Origin of the sequence: Chryseobacterium indologenes, from assembly GCF_002025665.1 — a bacterium.
GTDB lineage: Bacteria > Bacteroidota > Bacteroidia > Flavobacteriales > Weeksellaceae > Chryseobacterium > Chryseobacterium metallicongregator.
In genome coordinates, this window is sequence record NZ_CP018786.1 from 4655483 (window position 1) to 4679100 (window position 23618).

Sequence of the window (23618 nt, forward strand, 5' to 3'; positions counted from 1 at the left end):
TGTTTAATTTTATCTCACAAACAAGTGTTTAAAATAAAAACACCAGATATTTCGTTATCAAATAAAAAACTAAGCAACCAAAACGCAAATTAAGAGTGAAGCACCTAATTTCTAACTTAATATTAATTAATGAAAAAAGTACTTTTACTTCTTGGCTGTATGTTCTTTTTTATGGTTTCTGCCCAAAAGAAAGGGAAAGATTATAGTGATATTTTAAAAAGTAAGAATATCTATGAGATCAATGCCTTTTTAAGGGATGCTCACCCTGATGATCCCCGAAGATCTGTTTTGAAACCCAGGGTAATGGAAATGATGAAAGAGTACATCAAAAATGCACACCCTGCTGATCAAAAGGTAAAAGACATGCAGGAAATGCTTGCTATGTTGAGGAGAAGACCTTCTACCAAAATTACTTTTGATGAAATGAATGCCATCATCAAACAAAAACAAATTGCAAAATATAAAGCTGAGCTGGCTGCAAAACAATCTACCACAGTGTTTACCCCAAGTACTGCTCAAAATACATATGTTGTGAATACCACTGCAAACACGGCAATTCCCAATGCTGAAGCAGAAGAATTCAATATGCTGATGGCTGTATCTCCTGTAGAGCACAAAAACAGAACAGTAAAAATCTTAAATTCCCTATTTGATAATGATCCTAATGCTAAAGAATGTATTGTTTTGATTCAAAATAAATCGGATTGTAATATCATCGTAAGAATAGAAGGTGTAAGAACTACCAAATATAGACTTGCAGTTCCTGCTCAGGGTGAAGGTTCCATTGTGATAGATAAAGGGCAATATCTTTTTACCAGCCTTGTTTGCGGGGCCCAATATGCTTCACAAAAAACAATTGAAAGACCAATTATGGTGGCTTTGGGAAGTCAATAATACAAACTAAAAGCGAATGATCTCTATGTCTTTTACAACCAAAAGACATAGAGACTCCATAAATTTTCACTATTTTTGCACTCATTTTATAACTCAATGGGCAAGAATAAATTAGCAAGATTTGCAGAAAACAAAATATTACCGAATGTAATCCAGCCAACAAGAGAAGACGCTTTAAATGGTTTCGATCTTAAAGGAAAGTGGAGAGACAATTTTTTTAAAAATGATAATCCTATCGTATTGGAACTGGGTTGTGGAAAAGGAGAATATTCTGTAGGACTCGCAAAAACATTTCCTGAAAAAAACTTCATCGGAGTTGATATTAAAGGAGCCAGATTTTGGTTTGGTGCTAAAGAAGCTGTGGATAACAACATGACTAATGTAGCATTTTTGAGAACTCAGATCGAACTTGTAGATTATTTCTTTGCTGAAAATGAAGTAGACGAAATCTGGATTACATTCCCGGATCCACAGATTAAATACAAAAGAACAAAACACAGATTAACCCATCCGGATTTTTTAAACCGATATAAAAAGTTCCTGAAGCCAGGAGGAATTATACACCTGAAAACTGATTCAGAATTCCTGCATGGATATACTCTTGGATATTTACAAGGAGCAGGCTATGAAATCATTTCTGCCCACCATGATATCTACGGTGCACCAGAATACGATCCTAATACAGAACATTTGAGAGACATCAAAACGTATTATGAAGAGCTATTCTCAGCGAAAGGAAAAACCATTACTTACATCAAATTCCGGATAAGCTGATGAAATAAACAAACTTGATGAAAAAAAAATTTTTAACGATTTTATTCTTCACATTTCTTATTCCCCACTTTACACAGGCTCAGAAAAGCAGTAAAGACATTTTAAAAAGCACAAACATTAAAGAAATTGAAGAATACCTGAAGAACGCACACCCTGACGATCCTAAAAAAACAGTGCTTAAACCCAAGCTCATTGCTTTAAAAAACACAGAATGGACAAAGGGAGCGCGTACAGCAAAACCTATGGAAACAAGGCCTGTTATTGCAGACATTCCTAAGGATGTAATGAGAAATCCAAATTCGGACGATGCTGAAGAGTTTAAAAAGCTCATCGCTGAAACATCTGCCGAACATAAGGATAGAACAGTGAAGGTACTGAATGCTATGTTTAATGAGAATATCAACCGTAATGAGGCCATTCTCTTATTCAGAAATAACTCTGACTGCAATATTGTATTACGAATAGAAGGAAAGGAATTTTACAACCTTGCTGTTCCTGCTCATGCAGAAAATTTCATTGTACTTAAGAAAAACTCATATACATTGAGAAGCAATATCTGTGATATGAAATATTCCTCTCAGAAAGATATTAAAAAAGTATATTTGTAACGGTAGACAATCCAAAAACGTCCAACATTGAGCTGAAACCTCCTCAAAAGGAGCCGATAACGGAAAAGTCACAGAAAAAACAAAAGTCAAAAAATAAAATAGGATGAAAAAACTATTAGTTCTTACCGGAATTTCGTTGATTCTTGCCAGCTGTAATGTCAATTATGGAGGCTATCCGGGAAGAACCTCCTACCCTTATCCTGCTAACAATTCAGGGAACAGAGCCAATACAGAAAGAGAGTATAATGATCTTATAAAGACCTATAAGCCGGAAACAGCTGATGTACTTAATGACCTTCTCAACAGTGATGATCCTAAAAATCCAAAGACCTCTATTTCCGTAGAAAATAAATCTCCTTGTAATATGGTCCTTACAGTGAGCGGCGGCAATTTCTTCAAGAAGATTCCCATTGGTGCAGGAAAAATAGGATATACAATGGTTCCGAAAAATCAGAACTACAGATTATCCGGAGTGGTTTGTAACTCTCCCTACCAGTCTACAAAGTTTGTCACAACTTCCTATTCTATAAAACTTTCAAACTAAAATATAACCTGCAGAATTCTGTAGGTTTTTATTTTTAATGAAATATTTGGATCTTTTATTTTTGGTCAATAGCCAAAGGACCCAAAACAACATTATTTTTAAAGCTAAAAAAAATAAAACTCATCACTAAGTATAGAAAAGTGTTTGCGCTGTCTAGAAATGCTTAATAATGCAATAGAAGAAAGCAATATTCATATATTTCAATGCTTTGAAGTAAAGTTAAACCGTCTAAAACTTATTTATTAAAAGTGGAAACGGAGTAAATCAAAAACACGATCTTACGCAATCATTCTTGATATAAATAAAAAAACGCTGGATCGAAATCCAGCGTTTTTTCTATATTAAAGAAAATCTTTAATTATTCTGCATCGAAATCAGCATCTGTATCAGCAGATACTTTTTCTCCTTCTTCTTTAGATTTTTCTTTATCAGCTTTTCTTTGAGACTGACCTTCTTTGATAGACTCAGAAACTACGCTAAGGATCATATCAATAGACTTAGAAGCATCATCGTTTCCTGGGATAACGAAGTCAACTTTTCTAGGGTCAGAGTTTGTATCAACGATACCGAAAACTGGAATACCTAGTTTCTTAGCTTCAGTTACCGCGATGTGTTCTCTTAAGATATCAACTACAAATACAGCAGATGGAAGTCTCACCATGTCAGCGATAGAACCTAAGTTCTTCTCTAGGTTAGCTCTTTGTCTGTCAACTTGTAATCTTTCTTTTTTAGATAAAGTTTCGAATGTACCGTCTTTTTTCATTTTGTCGATAGCATTCATCTTCTTTACAGCCTTTCTGATAGTAACGAAGTTCGTTAACATACCACCTGGCCATCTTTCTGTAATATAAGGCATATTAAGTTCAGAAGCGTGTTTTGCAACTACTTCTTTCGCTTGCTTCTTAGTAGCTACGAAAAGAACTTTTTTACCTGCAGAAGTTAATTTTTCTAAAGCGCTGCACGCTTCATCCAATTTAACTGCTGTTTTATGTAAGTCTACAATGTGAATACCGTTTTTCTCCATAAAAATGTATGGAGCCATATTTGGATTCCACTTTCTAGTCATGTGACCGAAGTGTACGCCAGCCTCTAAAAGGTCTTTTACATTTGCTTTTGCCATGTTTTCTGTTTTTGTTAGTTTACTTTCCGTCTTTTAAACAATCAACAACTTCTTTAGATGGGAGAAGCGTTTGGATGCTAAACGTAACGGGCAATTTTTGCTTTAAGCTTCAGGCAGTAAGCCATAGGCTTTGAAGCGAATTAAAAATTTTAATAAGTTTTTCAAATAGCTTATTGCATGTTGCTTTAAGCTTATCGCAATTCTTAACGTTTTGAGAATTGGAATCTCTTTCTTGCTTTTTTCTGACCTGGCTTCTTTCTTTCCACCATTCTTGCGTCTCTTGTAAGTAAACCAGCTGGCTTCAATGCTAATCTGAACTCAGCGTTGATTTCGCATAAAGCTCTAGAAATACCTAATCTGATAGCCTCTGCCTGACCTGTATTTCCACCACCGAATACGTTTACGGTAACGTCATACTGACCAACAGTCTCAGAAAGGATAAACGGTTGGTTTAATTTGTAAACCATCACGTCTGTAGAGAAATATTCTTTAGCATCTTTACCGTTTACTGTAATAACACCAGAACCTGGTTTTACATAAACTCTAGCTACAGAAGTTTTTCTTCTTCCGATTTTGTGAACTATAGACATAATTAATTATTTAAATTCGTTAACATTAATTGTTTTTGGCTGTTGAGCTTCATGTTTGTGCTCAGTTCCTTCATATAAGTAAAGGTTCTTAAGGATAGCAGCTCCTAATCTGTTTTTAGGTAACATACCTTTTACAGATTTCTCTAATACCTTTAAAGAATCTTTCTTTTGAAGTTCAGCCGCAGTCATAGACTTCTGTCCACCAGGGTATCCTGTATGCCAGATATAAGTCTTATCAGCCCACTTGTTTCCGGAAAGTGTAATTTTCCCAGCATTCAAAACGATTACGTTATCACCACAATCTACGTGAGGTGTGTAGTTCGTTTTGTGCTTACCTCTCAAAATCTTTGCAACCGTAGAAGCTAATCTACCTAACGGCTGTCCTTCAGCGTCTACCACAACCCATTCTTTATTAGCAGTAGCTTTGTTCGCTGAAACAGTTTTGTAACTTAATGTATTCACACGTTTTAGTTAAAGATTAAACATAATTTACCCCTAAAAGGGTGTGCAAAGGTACAAATTATTTTTGTAACCCAAAAACATATTTTATTTAATCTATATAATCTTCACTCTACACTCCTCTATCAATAGATTTTAACACTATTTATAGTTTTGGCACAGATCTTGCGAACTAATGTGCCGATGAAAAAACACTTCGAAGATTCTAAAAACACCAATGAAACAGCAAAGAGTTTATTCCCTCAACTCTTTCTTTTATTAAATTTACCTTAACGATTCCTATAGAATACATTAATATAATTATAATTTACCCGAAATAATTATATTTGTGGCAATCAATATTCCATAATCATGAGCCACGGAAAAGTACGAGAAGATAAAACCTGTCTAAACTGCGGACATCAGGTTGAAGAAAGGTTTTGTCCCCATTGCGGGCAGGAAAATATTGAAAGACGACAACCCTTCTATTTTCTTTTCACCCATTTCATTGAAGATTTTACTCATTATGACGGACAGTTCTGGGGAACAGTTAAAAATTTGTTATTTAAACCCGGCAAACTGACAAATACTTATCTTGAAGGAAAGAGACAGAAGTTTGTACCTCCTGTAAAGCTTTATATTTTCGTCAGTTTTATTACATTCTTCGTGTTTGCCCTTTTTCCCATGGTTAATATAGGATCTCCAAAAGAGGGAAATACTGGAGAAAATAGTAAGACCAACCTTTTAAAAGTCATGAAACCTGTTGGAAAACAAAAGCTGATAGACAGTATCAAAGCAAAAAAACATCTGACTGGACAAGACTCTCTTGCCATTGAGGGAATAAAAGCAATCCCTGATTCTTCTGAGATAGGAGACATAATTAACATGGACAAAAAAATAGATCCGGACGTAAGCTTTGGAGAATATAAAACCAGAAAGGCCTATGATTCTGCTAAAGCCAAAAACCCGTCATCTCTCAGTTTTATTGAAGCTCCCATTGTTCACAAATTCTTTGAACTTAAAGAAAAAGGGGTTAAGAAAAAGGAGATTATTGCTGGCATGGTAGAAAAGTCTTTTCATAATCTTCCTAAAGCCCTTTTCATCTACCTTCCTCTTTTCGCATTCTTTTTATGGGTTTTCCATAGTAAGAAAAAATGGTGGTATTTTGATCATGGAATTTTCACCCTGCATTACTTCTCGTTTTTACTGCTAACCATCTTACTTATATTCCTAATCTCTAAGTTGACAGGTCTTATAGACTTTTGGCTGATTAATACCATTTTATATTTAACAATATCATTCCTGTTATTATATACCATGGCGTATTTCTTTATTGCCCACAGGCGTGTTTATCGTGCCCATGGTTTGGTAAGCATTATTGTCGGAATGGTATTATTTACTATTAATTTTATTGCATTCATGTTTTTACTCCTGGGCCTCGCCCTGATAAGTTTCATGATGATCCATTAATAAAAAAAAGAGGCTTCCAATGTGAAAGCCTCTTTTTTTATTTATTTTCTTAATGATTTAGTTGCCCTAAAGCTCGCTATGACATAGTAGGCGACAAACACCATGGAAAACTTCAGAATGGATGGTATAGCCAGCTCAAGTTTAAAAACAAGAGTACCTACAACAACCAGAATAGCCATTATTACAAAAGACAGTCCCAGTTTCTTTACCAATGTAATATCCGGAGTATCTAAATAATAAGCAATCCCCCACGCTGCACCAAAAGCAATAGCATAGTAGAACTCTAAACCGATATTCTCTGAACTTAAAAAGAAATAATTAATCAGGAAGCTTACTGCAGTTCCCAATGCGAAATATATCAACGCTTTTTGCATGTCTGTAAAATATGGTGCAAAAATAGAGAAATTAATTTGAGAATCTGAAGAAGCCCCTTTGAAAATGAAATCGTCATAACTCATTTTAATTCTGTAGTTACCGAACCATTCAACTTTCAAACATTTAAACATAAAATTGGGGAGATATAATTAAATAACACGAAATAATAAACTGAAAATCAAAAACATAAAATCAAACACTATGTTCTTTTTTTATTATTATATTTGGAAACTTAGAAACTTTCTAGAATTTTTATGGAAACCCAAAAATATACTCCAACCAACAAGGTAAGAATTGTAACTGCTGCCTCATTATTTGATGGGCATGATGCTGCAATCAATATTATGCGTCGTGTCATCCAGGGCACAGGATGCGAAGTGATCCACTTAGGACACGATAAATCAGCAGAAGAAGTTGTAAATACAGCAATCCAGGAAGATGCCAATGCTATTGCATTAACTTCATATCAGGGTGGTCACAACGAATATTTCAAATATATCTATGACCTGTTGAGAGAAAAAAATTCACCTCAGATCAAGATCTTTGGCGGCGGTGGCGGTGTAATTCTTCCGGAAGAAATCAAAGATTTGATGTCTTACGGAATCGACAGAATTTATTCTCCAGATGACGGCCGTGAGCTTGGTCTTCAGGGAATGATTGATGATCTGGTACACAGATCAGATTTTGCAACTGGAAAAGATGTCACTGCAAAAGATCTTGACGATATCAGCTTTGAAAACCCGTCAAGTATTGCACAGATTATTTCAGCTGTTGAAAACTTCTCCGAAGAAAAGCCAGAGCTTGTAAAAGCGATCGACGAGAAATCTCAAGATTTAACCATTCCTATTATTGGTATTACCGGTACCGGAGGAGCAGGTAAGTCTTCTTTAACAGACGAATTGGTAAGACGTTTCTTACGTTCCAATACTGATAAAAAAATTGCCATTATTTCCATTGACCCTTCGAAAAAGAAAACCGGTGGTGCTTTATTAGGAGATAGAATCCGTATGAACGCGATCAATGACCCAAGAGTTTATATGCGTTCTATGGCAACCAGAGAAAACAACGTTTCTGTTTCGCCGTTTATTCATTCTGCACTGAATGTGCTGAAACTGGCTCATCCGGATGTCATTATCCTTGAAACGTCAGGGATCGGACAGTCTGGTTCAGAAGTTTCCGATTTCGCAGATGTTTCCATGTATGTAATGACTCCTGAATACGGAGCTTCTACACAGTTGGAAAAGATCGACATGTTAGACTATGCAGATCTGGTAGCATTGAACAAATCTGACAAGCGTGGTGCATTGGATGCTCTTCAGGCAGTAAGAAAACAGTTCCAGAGAAACCATTTACTATGGGAAAGCCCATTAGATGATATGCCGGTATACGCAACCAAAGCATCTCAGTTTAATGATCACGGAACTACAGAATTATATAATAGATTAGTTTCAAAAGTAAACGATAAATTCGCGGATTTAAATCTAAAAACTTTTGTAGAACAGGAAGTTACTGAAGAAGTAACGATTATTCCTCCGAAAAGAGTTCGTTATCTTTCTGAAATCGTTGAAAACAACAAACAATACGACATCAATATTGAAAAGCAGGCCGAACTGGCCAGAACAATGTATCATATTGAAGGCGTAAAAAATATCATTTCCAATGAAGTTTTAGAGGCTGAATATCAAAAAGCTGAAAAAGAGCTTCAACAGGACAATATCGACTTCTTAAAAACATGGGGCGATACGAAAAAAGCATTCCATGCAGAATTCTATTCTTATTTTGTAAGAGGAAAAGAAATTAAAGTTGAAACTTCCACAGAATCTTTATCTCATTTGAGAATTCCAAAAATTGCATTACCAAAATACAATGACTGGGGTGACCTGATCAAATGGAAAGGTCAGGAAAATCTACCGGGAAGCTTTCCTTATACTGCTGGTATTTATCCGTTCAAGAGAACCGGTGAAGACCCTACAAGGATGTTTGCAGGAGAAGGAGGTCCTGAAAGAACCAACAGAAGATTCCATTATGTTTCTGCAGAAATGCCTGCAAAACGTTTATCTACAGCATTTGACTCTGTAACGTTATACGGTCAGGATCCTGCTTTACCACCAGATATTTATGGTAAAATTGGAAATGCAGGGGTTTCTATCGCAACACTGGATGATGCGAAGAAATTATACTCCGGATTTGATCTGGTGAATGCACTAACTTCGGTTTCAATGACAATCAACGGTCCTGCACCGATGCTACTGGCTTTCTTTATGAATGCTGCCATTGATCAGAATGTTGAAAAATATATCAAAGAAAACAGTTTAGAGTCTAAAGTAGAAGCAAAACTGAAAGAAAAATTTGATGATAAAGGATTAGAAAGACCGAAATACAACGGTGAACTTCCTCCATCCAATAACGGTTTAGGACTACAGCTTTTAGGATTAACAGGTGATGAAGTAATCCCTGCTGATGTATATGCAGAAATTAAAGCTAAAACAATTGCAACAGTTCGTGGTACTGTTCAGGCTGACATTTTAAAAGAAGACCAGGCTCAGAATACTTGTATTTTCTCTACAGAATTTGCATTGAGATTAATGGGTGACGTTCAGGAATATTTTATCAGAGAAAAAGTAAGAAACTTCTACTCTGTTTCTATTTCAGGATACCATATCGCCGAAGCAGGAGCCAATCCGGTTTCCCAATTGGCATTCACACTGGCTAATGGTTTCACTTATGTGGAATATTACCTGAGCCGCGGAATGGACATCAATGATTTTGCACCGAACTTATCTTTCTTCTTCTCCAATGGTATTGACCCTGAATATTCAGTAATCGGACGTGTGGCCAGAAGAATCTGGGCAAAAGCCATGAAATTAAAATACGGAGCAGACGAAAGAAGCCAGATGTTGAAGTACCACATTCAGACTTCAGGACGTTCTCTTCACGCTCAGGAAATTGATTTCAATGATATCAGAACTACTCTTCAGGCGCTTTACGCAATCTATGACAACTGTAATTCACTTCACACCAATGCGTATGACGAAGCAATTACAACGCCTACTGAGCAATCGGTAAGAAGAGCAATGGCGATTCAGTTGATCATCAACAAAGAATTAGGATTGGCTAAAAACGAGAATCCGCTTCAGGGATCATTCATCATTGAAGAACTAACGGATCTTGTAGAAGAAGCCGTTTATACTGAATTCGACAGAATCACGGAAAGAGGTGGTGTTCTTGGAGCGATGGAAACCATGTACCAGCGTTCAAAAATCCAGGAAGAATCTATGCATTACGAATGGCTGAAGCATACCGGTGAATATCCGATTATCGGAGTGAATACTTTCTTAGGAAAAGATGGTTCACCAACCGTTTTACCAGGAGAAGTTATCCGTTCTACCGAAGAGGAAAAACAGGCACAGATTGAATCTCTTCACAACTTCCAGCAAGCGAATGACAGTAGATCTGAAGAAGCATTAAAACAACTTCAACATGCAGCCATCAACCAGCAAAACTTATTTGAGGTGATGATGGACGCTGTGAAATACTGTTCTTTAGGACAGATTACCAATGCTTTATTTGAAGTGGGCGGTAAGTACAGAAGAAATATGTAAGCTTATACAGCAAACATTTTTTATACAAAACCTCAAAGAAAATCTTTGAGGTTTTTTTTATTTTAATGTGAAAAAACGCTAAATTTTGACAAGCAGGTTGATAATGTTTGTTAAAAATTAAAAATAAACTAGCCTGACCCTATATATTTGTCATCAAAAAATTCGAATGAAAACATGTATTAAAATTATTTTGGTGTTTGGTTTTGTTGTGACATTAGTTTCCTGCAAAACATCTCCTGCAGGAACTTCTCACAAAAGTGATATGGTTAAAAATACTGAAGAGTTACAAAAAAGAGAACAGGCGGAAAGGCAAAAAGTTGATATTACAAGTCCCCAAAACAACTACGGAAAACCAACTTCAAAATAAGAAAATCTCCCTACTTTTGGGAGATTTTTATTTTACAATGAAACCAAAAGCATTATTCAACTGGAGCAGCGGAAAAGATTCTGCCCTTGCTCTTTATAAAATACTACAGGAAGACCTGTACGAGGTCAGTACACTGCTTACCAGTATCAATCAGGAATTTCAAAGGATTTCTATGCATGGCGTTCATGTATCGCTTTTAGAAAAACAAGCGGAAAGCCTTGGAATTCCATTAACAAAAATGGAACTTCCTAAAGAACCATCCATGGAAGAATATCAACAGATCATGAGTAAGACAATGACTGAAATTAAGGCGCAGGGCATTACTCATTCAATTTTTGGCGATATCTTTCTTGAAGATCTGAGAAAATATAGGGAAGACCAATTAAATACTATCGGTATAAAAGCAGTATTTCCTCTTTGGAAACAAAATACCTCTATCCTCATCCAGGAATTTTTAGATCTTGGTTTTAAAACCATCGTAACCTGTGTCAACGGATCCTACCTTGACCAAAGTTTTGCAGGACGAATTATTGATCAGAAATTCATTGACGATCTTCCTGAAAATGTAGATCCATGCGGAGAAAACGGAGAGTTTCATACTTTTACTTTTGATGGGCCTATTTTCAAAAATCCCGTTCAGTTTGAAATTGGGGAAACGGTAAAAAAAACATATCCTAAACCAAAAAATTCTCCTGAAGACGAAGATAGAGAATACATTTTCTGGTTCAGTGACCTGGTATTAAAATAAGCCTGAGAATATTCTTTCACAGGCTTTTTCAATGTTATATTTATTCCAGGAGCCCATCTCATTCATAAGACTGTAATATTCCACAAAGATTGATTAAATCCACATTAAATTGCTCCGGAACCTCATTCTAGCACGTAATTTGCTTCCCTTACTGCTCTTTAGGATATTTTAGTATCTTTAAAAGTATCAATCATCATTAAAAAATACAACACCTGTGATCAAAAATTTAGTATTCCTTTCCCTTTTCTGTGCTTTGCTTTCATGCAGTACTACTGAAGCACCAAAAATGACGTATGTTGATAAAAAAGCAATTGTTGATTCTACTATTGCTGCTTTCGAGAAGACCCTTTTAGAACAACAGATTGATTCTACCTTCAAGAAATACCATTTCAATGGAAGTATTGCTGTTTTTAAAGATTCTATTCCTCTTTACAGGAGAGAAAACGGTTATTCAGATTTTAAAAGAAAAACTAAAATTGACAGCAATACCATTTTTGCAATTGGATCTGTAAGCAAGCAGTTCACAGCTGTTTTGATCCTGCTTCAGATGGAACAGGGAAAACTGAATATCACAGATAAAGTGTCAAAATACCTGAAAGAATTTCAGATCAAAGAATATGAAAATATCACGATCCATCAACTGTTAAACCATACTTCAGGGTTGAATCTGATGGGTGGAAAACTGATGTTTAAGAGCGGTTCAGATTTTTTCTATTCCAATGACGGATTTAATACTCTTGGAAAGATTGTGGAAAAAGTTTCCGGGAAATCATATGATGAGAATGTATCGGAACTGTTCAAAAAAGCAGGAATGACCCATTCTTCAACAGGAAATATTTTCAAAGGAAATAATTTTGCCAGTGCTTATGTTGGGACACCTGCCAAGTTCTCAGAAGTTCCCAATATGCCGAAAAGATTAGGCGGATCAGAAATTGGTACACCAGCTGGTGGAATATTATCTACGATTCAGGATCTTCATTCATGGAATAATGCACTGTATGGCGGAAAAATTTTAAAACCGGAAACCCTTAAACTATTCATGGCAAAAAGTTCAGAAAGACACCATGCTATTTTTGGAAAAATGGGTTACGCTTATGGAATTATGCTTAATATCGGTCAACCCAATTCTTATTTCCACAGCGGTTATATAAAAGGTTCTCCTTCCTTAAACATCTATTATCCGGATACCAAAACGTCTGTGATTATCCTGTCTAATATTGCAGATGAAGAAAGAGGAAAAGGAGTAATCTTCAGACCTCATATTGAAGTGAAAAAGATCACAGACCATCTTGAGAATACGCTTACACAGCTTAGGATAAAACAGTAGTTTTAATGGTAGTCTTTCTATGTAAGTTTTAGAAATTCCAGCATTTTCACAAGGTTCTTTTTATGTTCAATGAAATTAAATACAGCAAAAGTAAGTGCAGTTTGCAATACAAAAGGAAGAATTAAAGTTATCAATACCCCAACAACATCTGTATAATTTTGCTGTCTGAAAAATTGGTAAGCATAATCACCACTCTTCAATGCTACCTGCGTCATAGAAGTAGCGCATACAACCATTAATCCAAGATTCTGCTGATACATGGTATAAAGACATTTTCCTTTGTATTTAAAGTCTGCTTTTATATATTTCCAGATTTTATAATTAAAAATCCAGATCAATAGTGTTGTCACTACAAATGAACCATTAAGAAGTCTGAAAAATAATTTATATTCCTCCTGATTTCCTGCCATAAAAATCAATAATAGATTAATTACAAATGCAAGAACGGCTACCATTAAAGATTTTTTGAAAAGACCACTGTATTTCTCCTGAATAATTCTTTTGGCAATCAAAGGAATTTTAGTGGGATAAAACAGCAGGTAATTAACCATTGTAAACTCTCCATTCCAGGATTCTTTTACTTTTGAGAAGGCTTCCTCAAATTTGATATTCTCATGGCTCTGAATATCCAAAATTTGGCTGATCATATGATCTTTTATTTCTACCAGAATATCCAGGGAAAGCTCTTGAGCTATCAGATAATCTGTAATTTTATTTTCCTGTGCTTCGGTCATCATATATTGAATATTGTCTGTAAGTTGACTAAATAACTTTTCATCTCAGTTTCTTGCTCTGCCTGTTGTTTTTTTCCTTTTTCAGTCAACAGATAATATTTCCTGTCTCTCCCATTAATATTCTGAATTTCGGAAGTGATCATTCCATCGCTTTCTAATTTGTGTAGCAATGGATAGAGTGCACCTTCCGTCATTTCAAGTTCACCCAGAGTAAGTTCTTTGGCTCTTTGGGTAATCTGATATCCATACATCTTTACTTCTTTCGAAAGGAGCTTCAAAATAATATTCCGCAAAGTACCTTTATAGAGACTATTCTTTTTCATAGAATGATTATATACCTTGCAAACTTATGCATAATTTTCTTATGCATAAAAATTTAAAGTAAAATATTTTAATTTGCTGTATGAAAAAAATGTATTTCATTGCCATTTATCCACCTCAGGAAATTATTGAAGAAATAAAAGTGTTTAAACAAGATCTGGCAACAAATTATGCCAATTCCAAGGCCTTGAAAAATGAAGCTCATATTACACTTTTTCCTCCCTTTTCAAGAGAAATTGAACTGGAGGAGGATATTCATATTGCTTTTCAGAAGATCAATACAGAAATCACACCTTTTAAAGTAGAACTGGACGGCTTTGGAAGCTTTCCTAATCCTAAAAATCCTGTACTCTATATTAAGCCCAAAGAAAATGCTCAATTAACAGAGCTTTATCATAGGGTAAAGGAACATTTTAATTTTGCCCAATATTCCTTTCACCCACATATGACTGTGGGATTCAGAGATCTGACCTGGGAAAATTATCTTAAAGCCTGGGAAAAATATGAACCCAAGGAATATAAAACTAAATTTATAGTTGATAAAATTCTCCTACTCCGTCATGATGGACAATGGGTACCTATAGCAGAGAAAAAGCTGGAAAAATAAAACCGGCTGCTGGAGCCGGTTTCGTTTCATTTATTCTTTGATGATCTTCTGAGAAATAATCAGGTTTTTATTTTCTTTTACATTCAACAGATAAGTACCTGCCGGATAGTTTTTAATATCAACCTTTATAGCAGAATCATTCAGTTCAAATCTGGATGGAATAAGCTTTCCTGAGGCATCATAAACTTCAACGTTTATATTTTTTGAAAAGGACTGTTTCCCTTTAATGAAAAATTCTCCATCTGTTGGGTTCGGATAAATACTAAACCGTCTTTCTTCAGCTTTTACCTCTGAAACTCTAAGCGTAGTTTTGCTCAAAGTCCAGGAAACATTGGTAACATGGAGTGTACTGTGATTATCTACTTTCAAAAGCGGATTGTTATCTACAACCGAAAGCGTCAAGGTATTATTTCCGTTATTGAGTTGTCCAGGGGTAATGGTAATGCTACTTCCTGTTTCTCCAAGAGTCGTTCCGTTTAAACTCCAGGAATTAACCAGCGTATTCGGGATGGGAAGGATTTCATTGGCCGTGAAAGTAACATTGGATGTAGCATCCACAGTTGTATTATTAGCCGGAGTATAGGAATCCACAGGAGAAACCAAACTATGGATTCTTTCAATAATTGCCTCTTTACATACTGAGCAGAACTGTTGATTAAGATATCTCATTTCACAACTCTGATGCGGTCTGAACCAAGTTGGGCTTTCCGCATGAGCATACACTCCTACTCCATTCAATCCTACCCAGTTTTTCCACTTTATCGTTGCCGGATTAGAGGTCTGGGTTTTATTGGGAGATTCCAGCGAACCTGAAAACCAATATTCATCCGCTAATTTACCAAAAGAATGCCCCAGCTCATGCACCACAATTTCATTGGAAGAACCATTAAGTGAAGCAAAAGCATAAGTTCCTCCACAACCACCATATTCTGTAGAATTACCCAGCACGTAAGTAATGTCATAATCTGGGATATTGGCTGCCAGAACCTGCCCTACTTTATTGGTTGTATTACTGTATATACATCGGTGAACTCCTACATCAAAAGTAGATCCAAGATAATTATTGGGGTTGGTAACAGGAATTACAGGCTCTGTCACATCTGTTGCAGTTCCAGGATGTTTTACTCCTGATTCCGTGGAAATCACTTTTACCGCATAGGCATTAAAGTAATTTTTATATTCTGTATAAGGACTTTTTGTAAAGAGATAATTGACTGTATTCTGAGCCGCTGTTGTAAAAGCAGTCTGCTGCGCGGTAGTAAATCCGTCTCCTAAAACTGCAATCACAACACGTTTACTGTTGTCTCCATTCTGTAAAAGAGGAATGGTCTCGAATGTCTGGGCAAAACAACTGCTTCCGATTAAAAGGGATAATAAAGTTTTTTTCATAATTATAGTTTTTGTGTGAATAATACTTGCACACCATCATCAGTGGCTTTTTCAATCTTTACTGACTGAACATTTTCAGAATAAGAAAACCTGGCACTGAATTCAGTATTTTGAAGGGAAGCTTTATGTCTGGAAATTCCTTCTTTTTCATATACCTCCAATTCAGGATTAAAAGGATCTTTCACAAGCTGTTTACCTACTTCTTTTCCATCAGACCCTGTTAATGTAATCACAAGATCACCCTTACGAACATCATCTCTTTCAAAAGAAGGTACATGTTTTAGTCTGCCGTCTGCAATTTTAGTACTCTGGAGCATAATTTTGGCATTCCCTGACTGATCTTTATCTGCCTTGAAAAACAAATAAATAATCCGGTCGCTCTTTGTTATAAAGATTTCCGAATCCTTACTTTGAATTAAACTACTTTCCTTCTGAAAGCTGCATAACAGGAAAGCAGGAACAATAAGTACATTAAATACATTTTTCATAATCATTTTTGTTTAAAGGTACTAAAGTTTTAAATAAAAACGAAAATCATTAACAATACTTTTTTACACTTAAAACATAGAAAGTCATATCTTTGAAGCAATGATTTCAGAGAAAATAATTTTAGGAATTGACCCGGGAACAACGGTAATGGGATTTGGTATTATCTCCGTAAAAAAAGGAAAAATGGAGATGGTCTCTATTCATGAACTGATCTTAAAAAAATATCCCAATCACGAAACCAAGCTTAAGTACATTTTTGAAAGAACCCTGTCTCTTATTGACGAGTTTCACCCTGATGAAGTCGCTCTTGAAGCTCCTTTCTATGGAAAAAATGTACAGAGTATGCTTAAACTTGGACGTGCTCAGGGTGTTGCCATGGCTGCCAGTCTTTACAGAAACATCCCTATTACGGAATATTCTCCAAAAAAAATTAAAATGGCTATCACCGGAAATGGTAACGCCAGTAAGGAACAGGTAGCAGGTATGCTTCAAAACCTTCTTAAATTAAAGGAATTCCCTACAAAATATTTAGATGCTTCCGATGGTCTTGCTGTAGCAGTATGTCATCATTTTAATTCCGGAACTATAGCTGATACTAAATCATATTCCGGATGGGAGAGTTTTTTAAAGCAGAATCCGGATAGATTGAAATAATTTTTGCATTCCCTTTATAAGTTTTTCAAAAAAAATTTAACCTTCTTAAAAACAACATTTTAAGCAAATACGCACAATTACTTGGTAAAACATAATACTATCTTTTACATTGGTATGATTTTTAGTATTACCTTTGTATAAATTTTCAGTTATGAAAACAAACCAACAAACTATAAATCAAGGAACTCATAAAATAAACTGGTTCCAAAAGTTTCTGATGGTATGTTCAGGCGGGAACATCCATATTTTAAGAAAGACTCCGAGCGAATGGAATAAGTTTTCCGGCATCGGAGGTATTGTCCTTTTCACTGCAGTATTCGCCACTTTGTCTGCAGGTTATGCGATGTATACAGTATTCGATAATATTTGGGCCTCTGTAGGATTCGGAGTTCTGTGGGGATTAATGATTTTCAATCTTGACCGTTATATTGTTTCTTCCATCAAAAAAACAGGAACATGGTGGAATCAGATTCTGATGTCTATCCCACGTCTCATCCTTGCAACCTTTCTGGGAATTATCATTTCCAAACCTTTAGAACTTAAAATTTTTGAAAAAGAGGTCAACAAACAGCTGAATACCATTATTCAAAGAAATAAAAAACAGCTACAGGGTGAAATGAATGGCAGGATTCTTCAACAAAGTGGTCCTTTTGAAACAGAAAAGCAGCAAATTTCAGGAAAAATTGCTCAGTACCAGCAATCCTATGACTCTGCTTCTGTAGAGCTTGAAAAAGAAATCCTGGGTAAACAATCGGGATTAACCAGTGGAAAAGAAGGTTATGGCCCAAATGCCAAACGTAAGCAACAATTGAAGGAGCAACGCAGACTGGATCTTGAAAATTATCAGAAGCAGGCAGCTCCCAGACTGGAATATCTGGATAAAGAGATATCCAAGGTATACACTAATCTGGAAACAGAAAGAAAATCTACAGAAACTTTCGAAGATAAGTTCAATGGTTTTGCAGCAAGACTTCAGGCATTGGATGAACTTGGTAAAAATTCGGCGATCATTGGACTTGCAGCCGCTTTTATCATGGGATTGTTTATTTGTCTTGAGATTTCTCCGGTTCTGGTAAAATTAATCTCTCACGTAGGACCGTATGATTATCTTTTAGAAAAAACAGAAAATGATTTCAGGTTGTATTCTAAAGAGAAAATTGAAAAAGGAAATGCTCTCACTGATTTCAGAATTGATGATTTTAAGGATAATCTGAAAAATTAAAATAATAATTAAATGCATCACCCAATCTTAAACATTAGAGAAAAAATCTATAATAAATAATTTTTCAATAAATAAAATCTAACCTTTCGTGATATATCGAAAGGTTTTTCTTTTAATCAAGCATTTTATGTAAAATATTTTTTAATTTTATATTACTTAAAATCCTTGTTATCATGAAAAACTTAATTTTTGCATGTACACTGCTGATAGGCAGTGCATTTGCTCCTGCTCTAAAAGCACAGGCATCAGAACCATTTTTAGGGCAAATAGCCTTTGTACCTTATAATTTTGCTCCAAAATACTGGGCAGAATGTAATGGGCAGATTCTGCCTATCGCTCAAAATCAAGCACTTTTTTCATTATTAGGAACCACTTATGGAGGAAATGGGACAACCACATTTGCTTTACCAGACATGAGAGGAAGAGTACTTGTTCATAACGGACAGGCTCCGGGAGGCCCTACTACGTATACCATGGGAGAAACCGGAGGAACCGAAAGTGTAACACTATTGATAACACAAATGCCGGCTCACAATCATACTGTAAATGCTGTAACTACTGAGGGGAATCAGAATTCTCCTACCAACAGCCTTCCGGCAGACACCAAAATTCTTGATAAAGAGTATTCTGATGCACCAGCAAATACTACTATGAAGAACACAATGGTAAACAACGCCGGCGGAAGTCAGCCACACGAAAACAGACCTCCGTTTATTACCCTGAAATGCATCATTGCATTAGCAGGAGTCTTTCCATCACAAAACTAATAATTATGAAAATTCTTTACTTATTATGTCTTGCTATGGGAAGCTCAGCTTTCACGCAGACAATAACTTTCAGTGGATGTCCTAATCTGTTTGATAGTCCGCCTAATACTTTTGTTTTTAACAAAACAGGAGTAGATGCCTTTAGTAAAAACATCTATATGACCACTCCTATTGATGGCGGACAGGATTGTAGTGGACTAGGTACCTGTGAATTTAAAATTCAATGGAACAATGCTCTTACAAGATGGGAATTTCTTGGAGATGAAGGAAACGGAACCTTTACCACTCCTTCTCTGATTTATTATAATTCAACAGGAAATAATGCTCTCCCCATCCCTCCAGGTAATATTGTTGGAACCTGGGTAGAGAATACAGCAATTACAAATGGGCAGTGCGGTGGTAATCTTACTGCAGCAAATTCTACCATGACGGGTGATGTACAAACCACAACGTTAGGAACTTCAGAGCTTACGAAAAATAAAATTCAGATTTTTCCTAATCCTGTGACTGATCTCATCAGTATTAAAGGTATCGGCGACGGAACGTCAATCCAGATTTATACTACGGACGGACGTCTTGTAAAGTCAGAAATGTTTGATTCTAAGATTGATGTTTCACAACTTCTTCCCGGAGGATATGTACTGAAAATAAATACCAGAAATTTTCAGACGCATCAATTTAAATTTGTGAAAAAATAAATACTAAAAAAGAATAAATGATTAAAGCTTTCGAAATTTTCGGAGGCTTTTTTTGAATCCAATTTTGATATAAAATAAAAAATGTCCCCATAGAAATGAGGACATTTATATTTATTTAAATGATAATCAATTTATTTGATAATCAACTTTGAAGACTTACTGTCTTTTCCATTAGAAACCTGAATCATATAAACTCCTTTTTCTAATTGCTGGTCTACTTTGAAAACACCATTTCCTTCTTCAGATACAGATGGACTTGATACCAATCTTCCTGACATATCAGAAATAGAAACTTTCAGATTTTTACCATTTTTAGCTTTAATGAAGATTTTATCTCCGGTTGCTACCGGATTAGGATAAACAGTTAAGTCACTATTATCAGCTTTCACTTCACTTGTTCCTAAGTTGGTAACAAATTTTACAGTATAATCTTCAACCTGTCCGTACTTTAATTGTCCACAAGGAGTCATGTTAGAATTCTCATCATCTACAAGCACTCTCATTCTTAGTGGAGTATTCAATACTACTGAAGCCGGAGCTGTAATGGTAGTACTGTAAGTACCTACTAAAGTAACAGGATCTGCAATAATATTATCAGCCGAGCCTACAAGTTCAGAAGCTTCAAACGTTCCGTTATTATTATAATCGATCCATACTCTTATATCATTATTTGAATCTGATACATTCACCTGAAGATTATGAGTTCCCGTTGCAGAAAGTTCAGTTGATGTTGCTCTTAAGCAGCTTGCTCCTGTATAATCTTCATAGAAATTAGCCGCACTCTGCCAATATCCTGTTGATGCATTATTGATATTTCCTAGTTTTACTAAAGTAGGACCAACGAAATAGTTACTTGGTGTCGTAATACCTGTTGGATTACATGTAGCAGCAATAGGAGTTCCAATAGCTGCTCCAGCAGAAGGAGCTGTTGCTCCCAATGAAGTACTTAGTCCTCCTTTCATCAAGAAGAAATAAAGAGCTGCTCTATCATGTTGTCCATTAGTAAATTTAAATGCTGATGGATTTGTATAGTTCATCATATTATACTGTACTCCCTGATAGTTCACCCCTGAACAATAATTCATATCATTATTGGTAGGTGCCGGAAAATCATTCAACAAGCTTCTGGATCTTTCTGTATCACAAACCTGATCATCATCATTCTCACAGTTACCCGTAGTTGGTGGACAGAAATTAGTAGTTGTATCTCCTTGTGGTGCATCCGGATTTACATTTCCAAAAGTATGAAGTAATCCCATACTATGTCCAAATTCGTGTGCCAGAGTAATATCATCCTGTAGTGTAACTACAAAAGATTTCATAAAGGATTCATAAGAAGAATCAGGATTTTGAGGTAATCCTGCCCATCCCATGATACCATAAGTACCACCGCCATCTACTTTATTCATAATATAAATATTGAAGTAAGATGCTTCCGGCCAGTGAGGAGCAATAGTTTTTACCTGTGCTGTTGTAACTCCATTGGCTCCGTTACGCTTTACTCCATAAGTATCATATCCTGTAAGAGTTCCTCCGTTATATCGAACAATCCCTGTAGTGGCATTACAGCTAGGGTCTCTTTTAGCCAACACCAATTTAATCGGCATCGTAGCAGCATTACCAAAATCTGGAGGTACTCCCTGAGCCCACTGATAAGTCCCTGCATACATTTGATTACAATGATCCAACCAAGCCTGAATTTGTGCATCACTCTTATTATAAGCTGAACCAATAGCAGCACCAGTAGGTGCTATTACGTGTACTACTACAGGAATTTCGTAAACTCCATTTACAATTTTGTATGCACTTCCATTTTTAGCAGTAGTATTTTGATTACCGCTAATAATTTTGTTACGGATATTGCGAATCATTTCATCAATTTCCGTATTCTGTTTTTGGTGTACTCTCTGTTCATTATCAAAGTCACACCAATCTTTTTTTTGCTGTGCAGATACTGAAAGGGATAGTAACAAAGCCCCACAAAGGATAGTTTTCTTCATTTCACTAATTTAAAAAATTAAACAATTTGAAAATTTACTGCCTTAACATCCTTAATCATGATATTTACAACTAAAAACAAGCAATAAATTTAAAATTTTATTACAGTTAGTAGGAAAAACTTAACTATTGTTACATTTAAATCAAAAAATAAAATTAATACCAAACCCAATAGAACTAATTTTATTTACATTATAATTAAAAAAACAAGGAAAACAAAAACAAATCAATAATTTAAAAAATAGACAATTTAAAATTAACACACTGTCAACCAAATCATTAAAATAAAATCACAAATAAAAAACCCGCACAAATTGTGCGGGTTTTCATATTTAAATTCAATTATAATTTTATAAAGAATAATTCGGAGCTTCCTGTGTAATAATTACATCATGCGGGTGAGATTCTTTCAATCCGCTTCCAGTAATCATAACCAATTTTGAGTCTCTTTGAAGGGTTTCAATATCTTTTGCCCCACAATATCCCATTCCGGCTCTTAAACCTCCTGTCAATTGGAAAATAACATCTTCCAGTTTTCCTTTATGTGGAACTCTTCCTTCAATTCCTTCCGGGACGAATTTTTTAGCTTCACTTTGGAAATATCTTTCTTTACCACCTCTCTTCATTGCTGAAAGACTTCCCATTCCCTGGTAAGATTTGAATTTTCTTCCCTGGAAGATAATTTCTTCTCCCGGAGCCTCATCTGTACCTGCTAAAAGTGAACCTAACATTACAGCACCTGCACCACTAGCGATAGCTTTTACAATATCTCCGGAAAGTTTGATACCTCCGTCGCCAATTACTGCTACATTTTGAGATTTAGCATATTCATAAACGTTATAGATAGCAGATAGCTGAGGAACTCCTACTCCGGCAACTACTCTGGTTGTACAGATAGATCCTGGACCTACTCCTACCTTCAATACGTTTGCTCCTGCTGCAATAAGATCTTTTGCCGCATCTGCTGTTACAATATTCCCACCCACAATATCAAGGTTAGGATATGCTTTTCTGATTTCTGAAATTTTATCTAAAACTCCTTTAGAATGACCATGTGCAGAATCGATCGCTACAATATCAACTCCGGCCTGTACTAAAGCCTCAATTCTCGTTAATGTATCTTCTCCTACTCCTACTCCTGCTCCTACAATAAGACGACCATTTTCATCTTTATTAGCATTAGGGTACTCCAACTGATTATCGATATCCTTGATGGTAATTAAACCTACAAGTTTGTTATCTTTATCTACGATAGGAAGTTTTTCAACTCTGTTCTTAAGAAGGATTTCTTTTGCCTTTTCAAGATTGGTATCTTTGTCTGAAGTGATCAGATTTTCTTTGGTCATGATCTCTTCTACTTTCATATCAAGATTTTCCTGATATTTTACATCTCTGTTGGTAATAATTCCGATCAGGACATTATCGGGATCTACTACCGGAAGACCGGAAATCTTATATCTTGACATAAGATCTTTAGCTTCACCTAAAGTATGATCTTTAGATAAAGTAACCGGATCAGAGATCATTCCGTTTTCGGAACGTTTTACACGGTTTACCTGAGCTGCCTGCTCAGCGATTGTCATGTTTTTGTGGATAAATCCTAACCCTCCAACTCTTGCTAAAGCAATTGCCAGATCAGCTTCAGTAACAGTGTCCATCGCAGCGGAAACTATCGGAACATTCAGCGTGATTTTGTCGGTAAGTCTTGATTTTAATGAAACCTGGTTAGGTAAAACTTCTGAATAAGAAGGGACTAGAAGAACGTCATCGAAAGTGATGGCTGTCTCTACAATTTTGTTATGAATAGACATCTTTACTTTCTTTGCAAAATTAGGTTATTTTAGTGAGATATGAAAATCCTTTTTGATAGTTTAAATAAAAA

24 protein-coding genes are annotated in these 23618 nt (G+C 35.6%); 14 read left to right on the forward strand and 10 right to left on the reverse strand.

What is annotated here, in order from left to right; genetic code table 11:
* Positions 1-129 precede the first annotated feature (129 nt).
* The 4 genes from BUE84_RS21035 (at position 130) to BUE84_RS21050 (ending at position 2820) form a co-directional block, all read left to right on the forward strand.
* Complete coding sequence (locus BUE84_RS21035) at positions 130-894, forward strand: DUF6759 domain-containing protein (RefSeq protein ID WP_079243369.1); 765 nt, start codon at positions 130-132, stop codon at positions 892-894.
* 96 nt (positions 895-990) lie between these two features.
* Positions 991-1668, forward strand: coding sequence for a tRNA (guanosine(46)-N7)-methyltransferase TrmB (trmB, locus tag BUE84_RS21040; protein WP_034692928.1), 678 nt, complete (start codon positions 991-993; stop codon positions 1666-1668).
* Between the two features lie 17 nt (positions 1669-1685).
* Entirely contained in the window at positions 1686-2276 is a 591-nt protein-coding gene (locus tag BUE84_RS21045) for a DUF6759 domain-containing protein (protein WP_185117001.1), read from the forward strand.
* 103 nt (positions 2277-2379) lie between these two features.
* Entirely contained in the window at positions 2380-2820 is a 441-nt protein-coding gene (locus tag BUE84_RS21050; protein WP_079243370.1) for a DUF6759 domain-containing protein, read from the forward strand.
* A 358-nt stretch (positions 2821-3178) separates the two neighbouring features.
* On the opposite strand, the gene rpsB is transcribed toward BUE84_RS21050, so the two are convergent.
* The 3 genes from rpsB to rplM form a co-directional block, all read right to left on the reverse strand.
* Complete coding sequence (rpsB, locus tag BUE84_RS21055) at positions 3179-3940, reverse strand: 30S ribosomal protein S2 (RefSeq protein WP_062675707.1); 762 nt, start codon at positions 3938-3940, stop codon at positions 3179-3181.
* Positions 3941-4143: 203 nt separating this feature from the next.
* The gene (rpsI, locus tag BUE84_RS21060) at positions 4144-4530 is read right to left on the reverse strand and encodes a 30S ribosomal protein S9 (RefSeq protein ID WP_002976218.1); all 387 of its coding nucleotides are present in this window, start codon (positions 4528-4530) and stop codon (positions 4144-4146) included.
* Between the two features lie 6 nt (positions 4531-4536).
* Positions 4537-4992 (reverse strand): 50S ribosomal protein L13, encoded by a 456-nt coding sequence (gene rplM / locus BUE84_RS21065; protein ID WP_002976217.1) that lies wholly within the window; start codon positions 4990-4992, stop codon positions 4537-4539.
* Positions 4993-5340: 348 nt separating this feature from the next.
* On the opposite strand from rplM, the gene BUE84_RS21070 reads away from it, so the two are divergent.
* Positions 5341-6438 carry a DUF3667 domain-containing protein gene (locus tag BUE84_RS21070; protein ID WP_079243371.1) on the forward strand — a complete coding sequence of 366 codons (1098 nt, stop codon included), beginning with the start codon at positions 5341-5343 and terminating at the stop codon, positions 6436-6438.
* 41 nt (positions 6439-6479) lie between these two features.
* On the opposite strand, the gene BUE84_RS21075 is transcribed toward BUE84_RS21070, so the two are convergent.
* Positions 6480-6932: a hypothetical protein gene (locus BUE84_RS21075; protein WP_309521618.1), complete on the reverse strand. Its 453-nt coding sequence runs from the start codon at positions 6930-6932 to the stop codon at positions 6480-6482.
* Between the two features lie 135 nt (positions 6933-7067).
* Here BUE84_RS21075 and BUE84_RS21080 point away from each other — a divergent pair, with 135 nt between their 5' ends.
* From BUE84_RS21080 to BUE84_RS21095, 4 genes are all read left to right on the forward strand, one after another.
* Positions 7068-10415, forward strand: a complete 3348-nt coding sequence (locus BUE84_RS21080) for a methylmalonyl-CoA mutase family protein (RefSeq protein ID WP_079243372.1) — start codon at positions 7068-7070, stop codon at positions 10413-10415.
* A 166-nt stretch (positions 10416-10581) separates the two neighbouring features.
* The gene (locus BUE84_RS21085) at positions 10582-10782 is read left to right on the forward strand and encodes a hypothetical protein (protein WP_079243373.1); all 201 of its coding nucleotides are present in this window, start codon (positions 10582-10584) and stop codon (positions 10780-10782) included.
* A gap of 37 nt (positions 10783-10819) precedes the next feature.
* Positions 10820-11530 (forward strand): diphthine--ammonia ligase, encoded by a 711-nt coding sequence (locus BUE84_RS21090; RefSeq protein WP_079243374.1) that lies wholly within the window; start codon positions 10820-10822, stop codon positions 11528-11530.
* Positions 11531-11744: 214 nt separating this feature from the next.
* On the forward strand, positions 11745-12857 hold the full coding sequence (locus BUE84_RS21095) for a serine hydrolase domain-containing protein (RefSeq protein ID WP_079243375.1): 1113 nt from the start codon (positions 11745-11747) through the stop codon (positions 12855-12857).
* A 17-nt stretch (positions 12858-12874) separates the two neighbouring features.
* Here BUE84_RS21095 and BUE84_RS21100 read toward each other — a convergent pair whose 3' ends face one another.
* Positions 12875-13594 carry a hypothetical protein gene (locus BUE84_RS21100; RefSeq protein WP_145953315.1) on the reverse strand — a complete coding sequence of 240 codons (720 nt, stop codon included), beginning with the start codon at positions 13592-13594 and terminating at the stop codon, positions 12875-12877.
* Entirely contained in the window at positions 13591-13914 is a 324-nt protein-coding gene (locus tag BUE84_RS21105) for a PadR family transcriptional regulator (protein ID WP_079243377.1), read from the reverse strand. Before BUE84_RS21105 ends, BUE84_RS21100 begins: the two co-directional genes overlap by 4 nt.
* A gap of 80 nt (positions 13915-13994) precedes the next feature.
* On the opposite strand from BUE84_RS21105, the gene BUE84_RS21110 reads away from it, so the two are divergent.
* Positions 13995-14519 (forward strand): 2'-5' RNA ligase family protein, encoded by a 525-nt coding sequence (locus BUE84_RS21110; RefSeq protein ID WP_079243378.1) that lies wholly within the window; start codon positions 13995-13997, stop codon positions 14517-14519.
* Positions 14520-14549: 30 nt separating this feature from the next.
* Here BUE84_RS21110 and BUE84_RS21115 read toward each other — a convergent pair whose 3' ends face one another.
* The gene (locus BUE84_RS21115; RefSeq protein ID WP_079243379.1) at positions 14550-15908 is read right to left on the reverse strand and encodes a M64 family metallopeptidase; all 1359 of its coding nucleotides are present in this window, start codon (positions 15906-15908) and stop codon (positions 14550-14552) included.
* Between the two features lie 2 nt (positions 15909-15910).
* The gene (locus tag BUE84_RS21120; RefSeq protein ID WP_145953316.1) at positions 15911-16396 is read right to left on the reverse strand and encodes a hypothetical protein; all 486 of its coding nucleotides are present in this window, start codon (positions 16394-16396) and stop codon (positions 15911-15913) included.
* Positions 16397-16496: 100 nt separating this feature from the next.
* Here BUE84_RS21120 and ruvC point away from each other — a divergent pair, with 100 nt between their 5' ends.
* The 4 genes from ruvC (at position 16497) to BUE84_RS21140 (ending at position 19738) form a co-directional block, all read left to right on the forward strand.
* Positions 16497-17051, forward strand: coding sequence for a crossover junction endodeoxyribonuclease RuvC (gene ruvC, locus BUE84_RS21125; RefSeq protein WP_034692903.1), 555 nt, complete (start codon positions 16497-16499; stop codon positions 17049-17051).
* Positions 17052-17202: 151 nt separating this feature from the next.
* Complete coding sequence (locus BUE84_RS21130; RefSeq protein ID WP_079243381.1) at positions 17203-18273, forward strand: DUF4407 domain-containing protein; 1071 nt, start codon at positions 17203-17205, stop codon at positions 18271-18273.
* Positions 18274-18446: 173 nt separating this feature from the next.
* Positions 18447-19040, forward strand: a complete 594-nt coding sequence (locus BUE84_RS21135; protein ID WP_079243382.1) for a phage tail protein — start codon at positions 18447-18449, stop codon at positions 19038-19040.
* Between the two features lie 5 nt (positions 19041-19045).
* Positions 19046-19738: a T9SS type A sorting domain-containing protein gene (locus tag BUE84_RS21140; protein WP_079243383.1), complete on the forward strand. Its 693-nt coding sequence runs from the start codon at positions 19046-19048 to the stop codon at positions 19736-19738.
* 131 nt (positions 19739-19869) lie between these two features.
* Here BUE84_RS21140 and BUE84_RS21145 read toward each other — a convergent pair whose 3' ends face one another.
* Both BUE84_RS21145 and guaB read right to left on the reverse strand, forming a co-directional pair.
* On the reverse strand, positions 19870-21738 hold the full coding sequence (locus BUE84_RS21145) for a GEVED domain-containing protein (protein WP_079243384.1): 1869 nt from the start codon (positions 21736-21738) through the stop codon (positions 19870-19872).
* Positions 21739-22086: 348 nt separating this feature from the next.
* The gene (gene guaB / locus BUE84_RS21150; RefSeq protein WP_034692896.1) at positions 22087-23547 is read right to left on the reverse strand and encodes an IMP dehydrogenase; all 1461 of its coding nucleotides are present in this window, start codon (positions 23545-23547) and stop codon (positions 22087-22089) included.
* Positions 23548-23618: the final 71 nt, after the last annotated feature.